Annotated in this window: 11 protein-coding genes and 1 pseudogene; 7 read left to right on the top strand and 5 right to left on the bottom strand. The window is 38.9% G+C overall.

Annotation, left to right across the window (positions count from 1 at the left end; all coding sequences use genetic code 11):
* Window positions 1-43: 43 nt before the first annotated feature.
* The 3 genes from RM541_RS16215 to RM541_RS16205 form a co-directional block, all read right to left on the bottom strand.
* Entirely contained in the window at window positions 44-985 is a 942-nt protein-coding gene (locus tag RM541_RS16215; RefSeq protein ID WP_311501180.1) for a ribose-phosphate pyrophosphokinase, read from the bottom strand.
* Window positions 986-1,220: 235 nt separating this feature from the next.
* Window positions 1,221-3,140 (bottom strand): CRTAC1 family protein, encoded by a 1,920-nt coding sequence (locus RM541_RS16210; RefSeq protein WP_311501179.1) that lies wholly within the window; start codon window positions 3,138-3,140, stop codon window positions 1,221-1,223.
* A gap of 3 nt (window positions 3,141-3,143) precedes the next feature.
* On the bottom strand, window positions 3,144-3,482 hold the full coding sequence (locus RM541_RS16205) for a hypothetical protein (protein WP_311501178.1): 339 nt from the start codon (window positions 3,480-3,482) through the stop codon (window positions 3,144-3,146).
* 451 nt (window positions 3,483-3,933) lie between these two features.
* Between RM541_RS16205 and RM541_RS16200 the strand changes: the two are divergent.
* From RM541_RS16200 to RM541_RS16170, 7 genes and pseudogenes are all read left to right on the top strand, one after another.
* A pseudogene (locus tag RM541_RS16200) lies at window positions 3,934-4,674 on the top strand (IS256 family transposase); the annotation flags it as partial.
* A 1,745-nt stretch (window positions 4,675-6,419) separates the two neighbouring features.
* Window positions 6,420-7,496, top strand: a complete 1,077-nt coding sequence (locus tag RM541_RS16195) for an isoaspartyl peptidase/L-asparaginase family protein (RefSeq protein WP_311501176.1) — start codon at window positions 6,420-6,422, stop codon at window positions 7,494-7,496.
* 128 nt (window positions 7,497-7,624) lie between these two features.
* Entirely contained in the window at window positions 7,625-8,461 is an 837-nt protein-coding gene (locus RM541_RS16190) for a phospholipase A (protein ID WP_311501175.1), read from the top strand.
* A 77-nt stretch (window positions 8,462-8,538) separates the two neighbouring features.
* The gene (locus tag RM541_RS16185; RefSeq protein ID WP_311501174.1) at window positions 8,539-9,018 is read left to right on the top strand and encodes a GbsR/MarR family transcriptional regulator; all 480 of its coding nucleotides are present in this window, start codon (window positions 8,539-8,541) and stop codon (window positions 9,016-9,018) included.
* An 18-nt stretch (window positions 9,019-9,036) separates the two neighbouring features.
* On the top strand, window positions 9,037-10,158 hold the full coding sequence (locus RM541_RS16180) for an efflux RND transporter periplasmic adaptor subunit (RefSeq protein WP_311501173.1): 1,122 nt from the start codon (window positions 9,037-9,039) through the stop codon (window positions 10,156-10,158).
* An 8-nt stretch (window positions 10,159-10,166) separates the two neighbouring features.
* Window positions 10,167-13,322, top strand: coding sequence for an efflux RND transporter permease subunit (locus RM541_RS16175; RefSeq protein ID WP_311501172.1), 3,156 nt, complete (start codon window positions 10,167-10,169; stop codon window positions 13,320-13,322).
* Window positions 13,323-13,328: 6 nt separating this feature from the next.
* Window positions 13,329-14,726 carry an efflux transporter outer membrane subunit gene (locus RM541_RS16170; protein ID WP_311501171.1) on the top strand — a complete coding sequence of 466 codons (1,398 nt, stop codon included), beginning with the start codon at window positions 13,329-13,331 and terminating at the stop codon, window positions 14,724-14,726.
* A gap of 289 nt (window positions 14,727-15,015) precedes the next feature.
* Here RM541_RS16170 and RM541_RS16165 read toward each other — a convergent pair whose 3' ends face one another.
* Both RM541_RS16165 and RM541_RS16160 read right to left on the bottom strand, forming a co-directional pair.
* The gene (locus tag RM541_RS16165) at window positions 15,016-15,486 is read right to left on the bottom strand and encodes a CYTH domain-containing protein (protein ID WP_311501170.1); all 471 of its coding nucleotides are present in this window, start codon (window positions 15,484-15,486) and stop codon (window positions 15,016-15,018) included.
* 2 nt (window positions 15,487-15,488) lie between these two features.
* Window positions 15,489-16,157 (bottom strand): Rossmann-fold NAD(P)-binding domain-containing protein, encoded by a 669-nt coding sequence (locus RM541_RS16160; protein ID WP_311501169.1) that lies wholly within the window; start codon window positions 16,155-16,157, stop codon window positions 15,489-15,491.
* Between the last annotated feature and the right edge of the window lie 40 nt (window positions 16,158-16,197).

Genomic DNA, 16,197 nt, shown 5'->3' with positions numbered 1-16,197 from the left:
TTTTGAACTCTTCCCTTTTCACTTTTCACTCTTCACTGAAAAACTACATTATAAACTTAGAACTGATAGAACGGTTATTATGGACTCTGTTCATTACATCCGCAAATAAATCTGCGCAACTAACGACTTTGATTTTTCTACTTTCTTTCTTCAGCGGAATGGAGTCGGTTACAATTAACTCCTGCAACTTTGATTTCTCCACCCGCTCATAAGCTTCTCCTGAAAGTACTGGGTGAGTACAAATAGCCCGGACACTAACTGCACCGCGTTCCATCATCAGATCAGCAGCTTTTGTTAAGGTTCCTGCCGTATCTACCATATCATCAACCAGAACAACATTTCTTCCTTCTACGTTTCCAATAAGCTCCATATGCGAAATTACATTGGCCTTGACACGTTGTTTATAGCAGATCACAACATCGCTTTCCAGCGCTTTGGAATAAGCGTAAGCTCTCTTGGAACCTCCCATATCGGGAGATGCAATAGTGAGATTGCTCAGGTTAAGATTCCGGAGATAAGGCAGGAAAACAGTGGAAGCAAAAAGATGATCTACAGGTTTTTCAAAAAAGCCCTGAATTTGATCTGCATGCAGATCCATAGTTATAATGCGCGTAGCACCTGCTGTTTCTAAAATGCTGGCAATCATTTTTGCTGCGATAGGTACCCTCGGTTTATCCTTCCTGTCCTGTCTTGCCCATCCAAAATAGGGCATTACCGCTGTAATATGTCGTGCAGAGGCTCGTTTTGCTGCATCGAGCATTAGGAGCATCTCCATAAGATGATCTGCACCGGGATGGGTCGAGCCAATAATAAAAACCCTTGAACCACGTACAGATTCCTCGAAAGAAGGCTGGAATTCACCATCGCTGTAAGTAGAGGTGATCACGTTCCCCAGTTTACTGCCATAAGCAGCTGCAATTTTTTCTGCAAGTTCCCGGCTTTGCGTACAATTAAAAAATTTGGCGTCAGTTACTACGGTCGGCATGTTGATTATTTATTTTTAAGTAAATATAGTTGATAATGTATGCCTCGCAAATTTAGTGATAATTTCTCTGGATCAGTAGTCCGTATGGCGACAAAGAATATATAGGCAAAGATCTCTTTAAAAAACTCTTCGTGGACGGAGTTCATCTGGTTGAATAAGATAACGACAATGGTCAAAATTGATATTATGTGCCAACAAGGATGAAATAGTTAAGATTATTTAAAAGAAGCAAGAGCTAATGTTGATGTTTAGGTCTTTTTTTATCAAATGAAACCTCATGAAGATCAAGCTTCTGAATTTTTCCTCCTTCGACTATTTTAATATTTTGATTGACCGCAATATTTTCAAAAATAGAAATAGGCATAGTAGAATGAGGCCAATGAATTTCAATTTTCTTTATAACAGCGGCTTTTCCCAATCCAATTTCGGCCATTAAACTATTGCCCCCAAAACTCGCTCCAGAGTCAACCGTGTTGTAAATCTTTCTTTCCTGGTTATCTTCATCGACTGTGATGACAATTTTAGCCCCAATAGCAGAGCGATTACTCTTTTTACCTTCTAAAACCATATTGATCCAGTTATTCTTATTCCCAATAGGATTTTCAAATAGTAAATTTCTAAAGACGTCACCTTCAACCGCTCCGCCCATAACAGCATAAATATCCTGGTCTCCATCCATGTCTAAATCTCCAAAACCAATGGCATGTCCTTTTTGAATGTGGCCAAAACCACCACTATAGGTAATGTCTTCGAAGCTTTCCCCATTCATATTGTGATACATTTTATTGGGTACAATAGAAAAAAAATCAGGATCTCCCGTTGCTAAATAAAAATCCAAAAAACCATCATTATCCAGATCACCAAAATTACAGCCCATTGTAGCGATAGGCTCTGTTAAATTCATTTCTAAAGACACCTCTTCAAAAGTATTATCTCCTTTATTTTGATATAATAAAGGCCTGTATTCTGTAGATCCAGATTTAATGTTTCTAAGTATCATTTCAGAAGGCAAAATTTCCGAAGAAGAATAACCCGAAACAAAAATATCTTCAAAACCATCATTATTGTAATCAAAAAACCAGGTAGGGAAACTTAATTTCGGATTAGAAACCCCCGCATTACCAGCTATTTTAAAAGAAGGTCTTCCGGTTTCTTCAGTAGTATTAATGTACAAAGTATTTGGCCCATCATAGTTAGACAAATATAAATCGGGATATAGGTCGTTATTAATATCCCCGCTTGCCACTCCTTTGAAGTATCCGGGAACAGTTATTCCCGCGTCTTTGGCTATATTTTTAAAAGTACCATCCCCATTATTTAAAAATAATTCACAATAACTTTGCTTAGCCTCTGTCCATTCATTGGCTACAAATAAATCGAGCCAGCCGTCCAGATTAATATCCACCCAAACAGCAGTTTGCGTAGGATTCAGTGAATAGATACCGGCGGCTTTAGTAACATCGGTAAAAGTCCCATCTCCATTATTTCGCATCAAGGAATTAGGAATTTCACCAAATACAGACAACCAGGCACCTCTTAAAATAATAAAATCCAAATGCCCGTCATTATTAAAATCTGCATGTCTCAAATTCAGTCCTCCTGTAACACCTTCTAGTCCTGAATCGTTCGTTCGGTCAGTAAAACCACCCATTCCATCATTTTCAAAATACCTGATCTGGTCGTTAAAACCCCAAGAGGATGCAATAATGTCTAAGTATCCGTCTCCGTTGAAGTCATCTACACAAGTCCCGCCAGATTTCATATTTACGTCAACTCCTAAAGACATGGCAACATCTGTAAAACGTGGGAATTCTGCGGTATCGGAAAAATAAGATTCAGGAATTCTAAACTCTTCTGGTACATTTTCCGGGTACTGACCTAAGGTCATGCTTGCAATATTCAGCAAGTACTGGGATTCTAAATCATTAGGATTTAAAGCAAGTAGTTCCTTAAGTAAAACTATTGACTGCTGAGCACCATCCTTTACTACATGCTGCCCTTTTCTAGTTAAGGGAATAATACATGATTCTTCGTTATGATTTGCTATACAATTATCCTGTTCTGCTTTCCGCATATAAGCAATGGCAAGTTGCTTTTTAATAAAATATAATAGTTCAGCTTTAGACCGTACATTTGTATCTTCTATAATTTCCAATACTTAATCTAATACAGCAATTGATTCTTCGGTATTTCCAGCATTTAGTAATTCCAAACCATAAGTTAAGAGCAAATTTAGTTTTTCATTCCCCCCGGCTGATTCTAGTTTTCTTTCTAAAAGAGCTACTTTCTTATTATTGAAAATATAAGGAACGGTTTCTATATTAATAGCTGCTACTCTTTGCTTAATATCCTGAGTAGATTTTTCTTCGGAGTTATTTTGAATTTGGCCGTCAATAATATTCGAATCCTCGTTTCTTTCAGAGTCTACACAACTAGAAAGCAATAGGGTAAGTAAAATTAGAAATTGAAAAATTCTGATATTATAAAAATTCAGCATTTGGAAATAGGATTGGAAATTTTAATCATTTTATAAAGGAGTGAAGGACATACTCCAGAATTCCTGGCTAGTGATTTTGGATACAAAAATATACTACAAAAGTAGTGAAAATCACACCTTTCTAAAAGCTGAATTTATCTAATACGCATAGTACCATAAAATTAGCTTAAAAAATAATACTAAGTAAAAACAGGCTATACAATTCCGAGCTCCTTAAGCATCGAAAACCACACATTTAATAAATCTGAAAAAAAATACTTAATATCGAGGGTTTTAGTTGATGACCATTTACAAGATAATATTGAAAGTATAGAATTTTAATGAAAAAAAACTTTCTAAGAGGGTGTAAAATAAACTCTGTCTGAATTGAATTATTTATTAATTTCATTCAGATAGAATTATGACAACAAAAGAACAATAAGAATTCGAGAAGAAGGTACTTGACCAGTTCATGTCTGGTAAGAGCCTTTTTGGTGCAGACGGTGCTTTTGCACCGATGCTCAAGAACGTTATTGAGAAAGCCCTTGAGGCAGAGATGGATTCCCATTTGAATAGTGATGAACGCTCTAAAGGGAATAAGCGCAATGGCAAGGGAAATAAAAAGCTAAAAAGTGGCTTTGGTTCCTTTGATATTGAAACCCCTGAAGATCGTCAAAGCAGCTTCCAACCGGAACTGGTCAAAAAACGGCAGACAATCCTGGCGGATAATCTTTCAGAAAAAATCATGGGTCTTTATGGACTTGGGATGAGTTACCGTGACATCTCGGGGCATATTAAGCAAATGTATGATACCGATATTTCCCATACCGTTTTAAGCCAAATTACCGATCAGATCATTCCTGATATCAAAGCCTGGCAAAGTCGTCCTTTAGAGCCGCTCTACTGCATTGTTTGGCTTGATGCCATGCATTATAAAGTTAAGGTAGATGGTAAGATCACCCATAAAGCACTCTATAACATCCTGGGTATTACAAAAGAAGGAAAAAAGGAAATCTTAGGGAGGTATATCTCTGAGAGCGAAGGTGCTAATTTTTGGCTACAGGTTTTAACCGATCTTCATAACCGTGGATTACAGGATATTCTGATTGCCTGTACGGATAACCTCAAAGGCTTTACACAGGCCATCTTGAGCGTTTATCCAAAGGCTCAGGTGCAGCTTTGTATTGTACATCAAATCCGGAATTCAATGAAGGGCTAGCCCCAGAGGAATTGAAATATCAGACAGAGTTTAATTTACAGACCCGAGTATAATGTAAAAATTTCGGTCAACACTAATCAGGGAAGTTCAATTTTCGATGTTTCCACTTTCCTCTATCCACTTAAAAGCACTCCAAAATTGACAGTTTTCGACTTATAACAGATAACTGACCACGCACAACGCCGGAAAATTTTAAAACCAGCAACGCGAACATCTCTTCACTTTTCATTTTTAGGCCTTCAGCATTTGACCTTGAACTTCCACTTTCCTCTCTCCACTAGAAGAGCAATTCAAAAATGACAATTTTCGGCCTCTTGTGCAACATTTCCAATAACTTTCAGGATTTATAAACGAAAAATTTATTAAATTATTGATAATTAAAAATTAGTTACAATCTTTTTAAATATATTTTCCATTTAAACTTAAAAATTATGAAACCAAAAAAAACTTATTAATTTTTATTTCCTGCCTATTAACCTCCATAATTTTTGCAAGCTGTAAATCTGAAGACAAATCAAATAATAATATTTACCAAGAAAAATTACCAGTCCAAAATCAAGAAGAAGGAATCGTTCAAAATTTTGATAAAGAAAGTTATGTTATAAAAGCAGAATCAATCGATAACTTCTTTTCTAAAGAAGGAAGCTATATTCTCTCAAATTTAGATAAAGAAGATGCTGACAGATTCGCAAATAAAATATTAGATATTAAAGATGAAGCAGATAAAACCACAGGTTTTAAGGAATTAAATAATAAATCCGTAGAGGATTATGATACTATCGAAGAAAAAGAAAAGTATTTTAAAGAGTTTGATAAAAGACAAAAAAAAGCAAATGAATTTTTTTTAAATCTTATTAGGGGGCAGACTATTAAAGAAATATATAATCTTTAAAATAAGTTGCAATGGAAAAATTTTTATTTAAAATACTTCCCAAAAAGAAAATTTTTTAAATCATACGCCTAAAATTAAATCTTAAAATTCAATTTTGGAGTTGGATTAGAGAAACTCCAAAAATAGGATAATTCTGTTTTTGAAAACAAAGGACAAAAACATTACATTCTATAATCGTTCGTTTTCCAGAAATTAAACTTAAGAAATGTTGCACAACGGTTCATCTCAAATTCCGGGTGATTATAGAAAAAGTTTAATTTTGGAAGCTTGGAAACAAAACGGTAAGCCGACAAGTTCGCGTTCCTACTCCCGAAAATTGCGATAACCGCAACCGTTAATTTATTTTAAATGATGAGTTTCAATTTTGAATTAAAATTCCCCTGACCTCTCGACTGATTATCGTATCTTCAAAATGGCAGTTTTCGACTTATAACAGATAACTGATCACGCACAACGGCTAAAAATCTCAAAATCAGCAATGCGAACATCTCTTCACTTTTCATTTTTAAACCTTCAACATTTGACCTTTAACTTCCAATTCCTCTTTCCACTAAAAGAGCACTCCAAAAATGACAATTATTGGCCTATAGAAAAGAAAAAGAGTGAAACCAGCAGTTCACAGGTTAGAATCCAGAACGCTGCGCTGCAAGAAACTGGAATAAAGACCTACATCCGGAAAATTTCAGAAGTGAAGTGCCAAAAATGCCATTTTTCGATCTATACCAGCGGTTTACTCCCAACAACAAACAATGAAACCAGGAACTACCAGAAGTTTTTGTTAACTTTCGGCGTGCTGCAGAAAATGACCATTATCGACCTGTAGCCTTTAGTAAATATACCAATTCAGATGAAAAAAATACTCTTTCTCTTCAGTCTTTGCCTTTGCTTTGCCTGTAACGACAATACTTCTACCGAAGCCGGAACCTCTTCCGAAGCAAATTCAGAAAATATTCAGAAAAAAGATTCCGTTGCCAATTTTGGGATTGTAATTCATGGCGGCGCAGGAACAATTCTGAAAGAAAACATGAGTGATTCTATAGAAAGCGCTTATAAAGCAAAACTGGAGGAAGCAATAAGAACCGGGTATGAAATTTTGGCCAACGGAGGTACGGCGCTGGAAGCAGTGCAACGCACCATAAATGTTATGGAAAATTCTCCACTCTTTAACGCCGGAAAAGGTGCTGTTTTTACAAACGAAGGGACCAACGAACTGGACGCTTCCATAATGGATGGTGCAACGCTGAATGCAGGTGCGGTTGCGGGCGTGACCACCATCAAAAATCCGATAAACCTGGCTTATGAAGTGATGGTAAATTCGGAACATGTGATGTTGGCAGGAAAAGGTGCTGAACGTTTTGCAAAGGAACAGGGAATTGAGATTGTAGATCCTGAATATTTCTATACAGAGAACCGCTTTAGAAGTCTACAAAGAATTAAAGATCGCGAAAAATCTGAACTGGATCACGACGGAAAAACGGCATTTCTCGACCCGTATATAAAAGATTCCAAATTTGGGACTGTAGGTTGCGCCGCACTTGACAAAAATGGAAATCTTGCTGCAGGAACCTCTACCGGCGGAATGACCAATAAAAGGTACAATCGCATTGGTGATGCGCCAATTATTGGCGCGGGGACTTACGCAAACAACAAAACCTGCGCGGTTTCCAGCACCGGCTGGGGAGAATTTTTTATCCGTGGGATGGTGGCGCACGATATTTCTGCAATGATGGAATATAAAGGAGTGAGCCTGGAAGAGGCTGCCCGGGAAGTGATCCAGGAAAAAATTCCAAACCTTGGCGGCGACGGGGGAATTATTGCTATTGACCACGAAGGAAATGTTGCAATGGAATTTAACACTGCAGGGATGTACCGCGCTAAAATGAACAATAAAGGAGAACTGGAAATAGGAATTTATGGAAACTGATTTTATAATTTATCTTTTTTAGATACTGAAGAATTGTTTGTTTTTAACCTTAAAAGCACCTTTAACATAGAATTAGAAGTTGATAATCGCAACGTTGCCAAAGAGCTTTTAACTTTGTGAAAAAACAAATGAAGTTCTATTATTTTCTAAGTTTTGCCCTTTTTTTCTGTACTGCCATTTCCCTGAATGCACAGGGATTGACCAGAGAACAGGTCGATGATACCATAGAAAAGATGCCTTCTTTTTCTATACACAAGAATAACTATTTTATTACCGGAGTTCCCTTTAACAGATCAGTTTCTGATAACTCTGATGCCAAATACCAGATAAGTTTCAAGCAACTACTCACAAGAAATACGCTTCCTCTAAACACCTATCTTTTTCTCACCTATACACAAAAGGCATTCTGGGATTTGTATAGTTTCTCCAGTCCGTTTTCTGATATTAACTTTAATCCGGGTATAGGTTTGGGAAAGCCAATTTTCAACAAAAATGACAGGCTTATGGCTTTGGCTTACCTTGAATATGAGCACGAGTCCAACGGCCGGGACAGCATTTATTCCAGGTCCTGGAACAGGCTGTCGTTAAGTTTTGAAACTGCCATAAACCCAAGAACATCTATACGATTAAAAGGTTGGCTACCATTTAAATACAAAAAAGATAATCCAGATATACTGGAATACATGGGATATGGAGAGTTGAATATTTCTTACGAACTGCAGCCTGAAAAGTGGATCCTGGACTTACAGCTTCGAAAAGGCAGCAATTTTGACGACTGGAAGGGATCAATGAGAACGCAGTTATTCTATCGTCCTTTTAAAATGGACAATCAGTATCTCATGCTGGAATGGTACCACGGCTATGGAGAAAGTCTGATTGATTATGATCAGTACAGAAGTATGTTGCGAGTAGGCTACGTAATAAAATCTAACAACCTCAATTTCTTCAAATTCTCCGGAAGCTAAATTAACAATCTTTTAAGTTTCTTTGGTTCGGTAACTTCCGAACTAAATATATCTTTGCAGCTTGAAAAATTTAAATAATGAGCTGCTCACCCGAAAAAATTAAACTTATTGAAGAAATTGGTGTGCATTTTGAAAAAACGCACCAATTAGCTCCTTTAGCCGCGCGCATTTACGTCATTATGATCCTTTCTCCCAAAGAGGGCCATACCTTTGATGAGATAATGACAATTACCGAGGCCAGTAAAAGTTCTGTTTCTACACAACTGAATCTTCTACTTCAGCTAAATAAAATTGAATACTTCACTAAACCCGGAGACCGAAAAAGATATTTCCGCGGGAATAGAATGTATTTAAAAAATACGTTGGAAACTTACCTCTCTAGCATTTCAGAAGAAATTAAAGTAGTAGAAAAAATCACCGAGTTTAATTCGACCTACAATTCAGAAAAATATAAAAAAACAGGTGAAGTGCCTTTACTTTTCAAGGAATACCTCTTGCGCCAGAAAGAGAATCTTAAAAATACAATAGCGAAAATCTCCGAAATTCAAAATAAGTAACAAGTAATTCTACCAAAAATGAAAATCATATTCAAATATATTGTCGTCATTGCCGGCGTACTAAGTGTCATCTCCTGCGGAGACAATCCGGGGCAACAACAGCAGGCGCAAGGTCCCACGCCTTTTCCCGTACTGGAAATTCCTAACAGAACCGTGACTGGCTACACCTCTTATCCGGCAAGCCTGGAAGGAGTGGTGAATAGTGCAGTAAGAGCAAAAGTACCTGGATATATTACTGATGTTCTTGTAGATGAAGGTCAAAAAGTAAGGAAAGGGCAACTTCTTTTTAAACTGGAAACCGAATCTTTAAGCCAGGAAGCCGGAGCGGCAAGTGCAAACGTTAATGCAGCTCAGGTAGAAGTAGATAAACTAGAGCCACTGGTAGAAAAGAATATTATTAGTGGTGTACAACTGGAGACTGCAAAGGCGAAGCTCGCACAGGCACAGGCAAATTACCAGGGTGTGGCTGCCAACATAGGCTATGCAAATATAAAAAGCCCGGTAGATGGATATGTTGGAGCAATACCATATCGTGAAGGCGCTCTTGTGAGCCCAGGGGATCCAACACCGTTAACCACAGTCTCACAGATTGAAGATATCTATGCGTTTTTCTCGATGAACGAACGGGACTACCTTAACTTTTTGCAGAATACAGAGGGAGCGAACCTTTCAGAAAAAATTGATAATATCCCTCCGGTGGAACTTGAACTGGTGAATGGATCGATTTACGAAAGTAAAGGCAGGATAGAAACGGTGACAGGGCAGGTGGATCCTTCTACCGGGACTGTGAGTTTCAGGGCAATATTTCCGAATCCAAATCAGCTTCTTGCCAGTGGTAGCAGCGGCAGGATAAGAATTCCGAAGACATATGAAAATGTACCTGTAGTACCCGAAAGCTCCTCTTACGAACAACAAGGGAGAGTATATGTATACGAGGTTCAGGGAGATAGTATTGCAATCTCCAGAGTTATTAAGGTAACAGACCGGGTAGACAATCTATTGGTGGTAGCATCGGGAATAGAAGCAGGAGATAAAGTTGTGGCCCAGGGAGTTGGCGAACTTCGGAATAATACTCCAATCCAGCCACAACCTGTTGCTTTTGACAGTATTGCAAATTCCATCAACCCTGTATTTAAATAATAAAAAAAATGCTAAAAGTATTCATAGAAAGACCAGTATTATCTACGGTCATTTCCATAGTTATATTAGTTCTGGGGGTGCTGGGAATTACCACATTGCCTGTAACGCAATATCCAGATATCGCGCCCCCAACGGTGCAGGTGTCTGCAAATTACCCGGGAGCCAATGCCGCTACTGTTCTGGAAAGTGTAATTATTCCCATAGAAGAACAGATAAACGGAGTTGAGGGAATGGATTACATTACCTCAACTGCCAGTAATAATGGTAGTGCAAGTATTCAGGTGTTTTTTGATCAGGGTGTAGATCCAGATATCGCAGCTGTTAACGTACAAAACCGTGTGGCAAGGGCTACTCCGCTCCTTCCAAGGGAAGTGACACAGTCTGGTGTTACTACGCAGAAGCAGCAAACAAGTTCCCTGATGTTCTTTACCGTTTTGTCTGAAAATGACGAATATGATGCCACCTTTATTCAGAATTATCTGAATATAAACGTGATTCCTGAATTAAAAAGGATTAATGGAGTTGGAGATGTGCGCGTATTTGGATCTAAAAACTATGCAATGCGAATCTGGCTTCAGCCTGAGAAACTGGCTGCTTACAACCTGATCCCATCAGACGTGATTGCAGCTATAAATGAGCAGAGTCAGGAAGCCGCGGCAGGATCTATAGGGCAGAATGATGCTGAAGCTTTTGAATATGTTATTCGCTATAGTGGCCGGTATAATACCGAAAGTCAGTATAAAGATATCGTTATTAAAGCTTTGGGTAACGGACAATTTCTACGCCTTCAGGATGTAGCCGAAGTGGAGCTTGACGCTGAAGGTTACAGCGTTATTTCATTCACCAATGGAAATCCCGGGGTAAGTATGGCCGTTTATCAGACTCCGGGATCAAATGCCCAGGAAATTATTGAGAACATCCATGCTAAACTTAATGAACTTGAGAAAGAGTTCCCGAGAGGTCTTGAAGTAGTGGTGAACTTCGACACGAATGAGTTCTTATCTGCTTCTATAGGAAAAGTAGTAACTACACTTGTTGAAGCATTTTTATTGGTATTCCTAGTTGTGTTTATCTTTCTTCAGGACTTCAGGTCAACCTTAATTCCTGCCATTGCCGTACCGGTATCTATTATTGGAACCTTTTTCTTCCTTAATTTATTCGGCTATTCGATTAACCTTCTAACCTTGTTCGCACTGGTGCTGGCAATTGGTATTGTGGTAGACGATGCAATTGTGGTGGTGGAAGCCGTCCACGCAAAATTGGAGGAAGGCGCAAAAACTGCACGGACCGCGACACATTCCGCCATGGAAGAAATTGCAGGAGCAATTATTTCTATTACCCTGGTGATGGCAGCGGTGTTTATTCCCGTGACATTTATTTCCGGACCAACAGGTGTTTTTTACGAGCAATTTGGAGTTACTCTTATTGTCTCCATTTTCATCTCAGCCGTTAATGCACTTACATTGAGTCCGGCGCTTTGTGCGTTATTTTTAAAATCTCATGAAGAAAAAGGAGGTAAGAAAAAAGGATTTTTAGGTCGTTTCTTCTCGTCCTTTAATATAGCTTTTGAAGTTACTACAAAGAAATATGTAAAATCCTTATCCTTTTTACACAGGCATAAATGGATTACCGGTGCCATAATTGTGGCGGCGATAGGTGCAATTTTTTGGGCTTCCTCCACTACTCCAACAGGTTTTGTACCAGATGAAGACCGGGGGCTAGTTTTTGCAAGTATTGAACTTCCCGCAGGTGCTTCCCTAGACAGAACTGCAGAGGTAACCTCCCAGCTATCACAGAAAATCGAAAAAATGGAAGGCATAAGTGCAGTTTCCATGGTCAATGGTTTTAGTTTAATTGGAGGTGCTGGTAGTAATTACGCTCTTGGTTTTATCAAGCTGGACCCATGGGATCAGCGGGAGGATGAAAGTCTTTCAGCTGAAGCGATCACCGGAAAATTCTTTGGAGTGGCTGCAGGGATTAGTGATGCCGACATTATTTTCTTTCAACCCCCCAGTGTGCCGGGCTTCGGTGCATCTGCAGGATTTGAAATGAAAATTTTAGACCGAACAGGTGGAAGTTATGAAAATCTAGATGAAGCTACCCGAGGGTATCTTGCAGAACTTTTACAGCGTCCCGAGATTCTTTATGCCCAAAGTTCCTTTAATACCAATTATCCACAATACGAAATAAACCTTGATGTACCAAGGGCTAAAGCAGCGGGAGTGGCAATAAACGATATTTTCTCTACCCTGCAAGGTTACATTGGTAGTGTATATGCTGCCGATTTTGCCAGGTTTGGAAAGCAATATAGGGTCTTTGTTCAGGGATTACCGGAAGACAGGGCCACTGTAAGTGATTTAAATTCGATGTTCGTGAGAAATGATCAGGGAGAAATGACACCTATTACCCAATTTGTTACCCTGGAAAGGGTTTACGGACCACAATCTGTTACCAGGTTTAACCTTTTTAATTCAGCGAGTGTAAACGGGGCATCGGCTCCCGGTTATTCTTCGGGTGACGCAATTGCTGCCGTACAGGAAGTGGGGACCGGTTCTTTACCGGCTGGCTTTGACATAGGGTTCTCAGGACTTACCCGGGAGGAAATTTCCGCAGGAGATCAAACAACTTTTATTTTCTTTTTAAGTATTCTGTTTGTGTTCTTTATTCTTGCCGCTCAATATGAAAGTTACCTTCTGCCTCTAGCTGTATTGTTTTCGCTTCCGGTTGGAGTAATGGGCGCCTATGTAACTACTGCACTTTCAGGCCTTCAAAACAATATTTACTTCCAGATTGCACTCATCATGCTGCTGGGCTTATTGGCAAAAAATGCTATTCTAATTGTAGAGTTTGCCATACAAAGGCGAAAGTCTGGCCATTCTATTGTGGACTCTGCTTTTGATGCTGCACGGGTGCGCCTAAGACCCATCCTTATGACTTCCTTCGCCTTTATCGTGGGACTACTTCCTCTCGTGTTTGCCGGAGGTATAGGAGCTGCCGGAAACCGTTCCATTGGTACAGGAGCCGTGGGCGGATTATTAATTGGTACTGTACTCGGGGTATTTATTATTCCAATCCTGTTTATATTCTTCCAGTGGCTGCAGGAAAAAGTAAGTTCCAAGCCTCAACCTGCTGTTGCTGAACAAAACAATAAGAACCTAGAATAGCTAAAAATGAAAAAATTAAAACTATATAAATTTATTCTGGCGCCTGTAGTTTTGCTCTCCCTGCAGGCCTGTTTTGTGGCCAAAGATTATGAACAACCAGATGTAGTAAAAGAAGAGCATTACCGTACAGATACTTTTCCGAAGGATTCGCTGAATATGGCCAATGTTTCCTGGAGAGAAATATTTACAGATCCTTTGCTTACCGGTTATATTGAAGAAGGTTTAGAAAATAATATTGATATAAGAATAGCCGTTCAGCAGGTAATTGCTGCGGAAGCTTACCTGAAGCAGGGGAAACTCGGTTACTTTCCTACGCTTAATACTAATGCCCAAATCACGCATCAGGAGCTCTCTGCAAACAGCCAGTTTGGAAGCCTGTTTTCTTCCATAGATCAATATGAATTAAGCGGATCCCTCTCCTGGGAGGCCGATATTTGGGGAAAAATAAGGAGCACCAAAAGAGCTTTTCAGGCAAGATATTTACAGAGCAAAGCGGCACATCAGGCCGTAAAAACACGCTTAATTGCTGATATTGCTTCTACATACTATCAATTACTTGCTTTAGATGAGCAAATACGTATTACAGAGCAGACTATCGAGAACCGCAGAACCAGCCTTGAAACTACAAGTGCCTTAAAAGAGGCAGGTAATGTCACCGAAGTTGGGGTAAAGCAAACAGAAGCTCAACTCTATACTGCAATGGCCATACTAGTCGACCTTAAAAAACAGGAGCGACTGTTGGAAAACTTTTTTGCCATATTGCTTGGAGAAGCTCCAATGCAAATTGAAAGAACAGACCTTGCAGAACAGGAAATTACCACTCAATTACATATTGGTGTTCCAGTACAGCTCTTAAGAAACCGTCCTGATGTTATTGCTGCGGAATATAATTTTGTAAATGCTTTTGAACTCACCAACGTTGCAAGAAGTGAATTTTATCCTTCACTGACCCTCACGGCGGCAGGTGGATTTCAAAGCCTTGATATAAAAGAATTGTTAGATCCCAATTCCCTTTTCGCAACGCTCGTTGGCGGATTGGCCCAGCCTGTTTTTAACGGCAGGAGAATAAGAACCGCATACGAGGTTTCTTTGGCAGAACAGGAACAGGCCAGGTTAAATTTTAGACAGTCCATTCTTACGGCCAGCCGGGAAGTCTCAGATGCTCTATACTCTTACGAGGCAGCCACAGAAAAAATTGACATTAAGCAAAAAGAATTTGACGCGTATGACACTGCCACGGAATATTCAGAAGAATTACTGAATAATGGCTTTGCCAACTATCTGGAAGTACTTACAGCCAGGGAGAACGCCCTGAATTCAAGATTAGATCTTATAAATGCCCACTATAACCAACTGGAGGCGATGGTAAATTTATACCAGGCCCTTGGAGGAGGTTGGCAGTAAATTAAGTTGTTGTTAGTTAGTTGTTAGTATGAACAGCCCTGATAGATAAGTTTTATCGGGGCTGTTTTTGTTTTTTCTATTCTTGGTTGTCATAATATGGTCTGTAACAAGAAAGCATGAAATTAACAATCCCGGAACAATACATTTCGTAGAATTGTAATGAAAGTCCAAGAAGATCAGGCCTAATGGGAACATTTAAATTCCTGCGTAGAACAGGTCCGAAAATTGCCATTTTTGAAGTGTCACCTTTCTCAGTTAAATTCTTCAGTACTTATTGAGTATTGGAAGCTTATTTTTTCCAGTTTTGATAAGGTACTTTACATAACTGGGCGTTATAATATTTATTATCGCCCGTAACTTCTTTGCCCAGCCACATTGGTTTCTCAAATTCTTCTTCTTCTGAAGACAGTTCCACCTCGGCAACGATTAAGCCTTTATTACTTCCGAAGAATTCATCAACTTCAAAAGTGTGGTGCCCCATTTTTATTAAATATCGTATCTTATCTATGACTCCGGGCTCACAAAGCTTCAGAAGCTCTTCGGCATCTTCAGTAGAAATTTCTTTTTCCCATTCAAATCTACTTAGGCCGCTTTCAGAAGATCTTCCTTTAACAGTGATAAAAGCTTTCGCTCCCTTTGTTCTTACTCTAACAGCACGATCTGGATGAGAATTTAAATAACCCTGTTTTATTTTCAATTCTTCCTCTGCTTCATACTTAAAATCGTCTGAAGTCACTAAAAACTTACGTTCAATTTCCATTTTTACTCTTTTTCCATAGAATTGGCCAGTTCGCGTATTTCTTCAGATTCTATTCTTGTTTGATGATGCCCATCATTTGCAAGAAAAATCATTGCTGAAGCGATTTCTTCCGGAGTTATTGGCCTGTACTTTTTTAAACTACCTATCATTAAAGGCTTGAAAAATTCCATCACAAATTTGGCAATTTTCTCCCCTGTTCTATTCTCCTCACGATCACCGACAATAAGGGATGGTTTGAGAATATAGGTTTTTTTAATATCATATTCGAGCACGTCCTTCTCCGTTTTCCCTTTGATTCTGCTATAGAAAATTTTGCTTTTTGGATCTGCACCCATAGCAGAAATGAGCACATAGCATGGAATGGCGTTTTTCTCACACAGCCCGGCTGCAGCTACCGGGATACCGTGATCAATCTTCTTATATACATCTTTATCGGGAGTTTTGCTCTTGGTTGTTCCTATACAGCAATAAACCTCGTCTGCTTTAAATTTATCGGAATGTTCTTTCAAATGAAATAAATCAACTAAATGTTCTTCAATTTTGGAATGATCAAGGTTGGCAGAGCTTCTGGAAAAAAGGATGATTTTGCCGTAGCGATCATCATCCAGCAACTTGCGGAGCAGAATACCGCCAGTAAGACCCGTTGCTCCTAAAATAATTGCAGTTTTCATATGATGAAAAATCTTAAGTTGAGATGATTAGGTATGCGTT

The sequence above is a fragment of the Autumnicola psychrophila genome (assembly GCF_031846645.1).
Lineage (GTDB): Bacteria > Bacteroidota > Bacteroidia > Flavobacteriales > Flavobacteriaceae > Autumnicola > Autumnicola psychrophila.
This window is presented reverse-complemented; position numbering and strand designations above follow the sequence as displayed.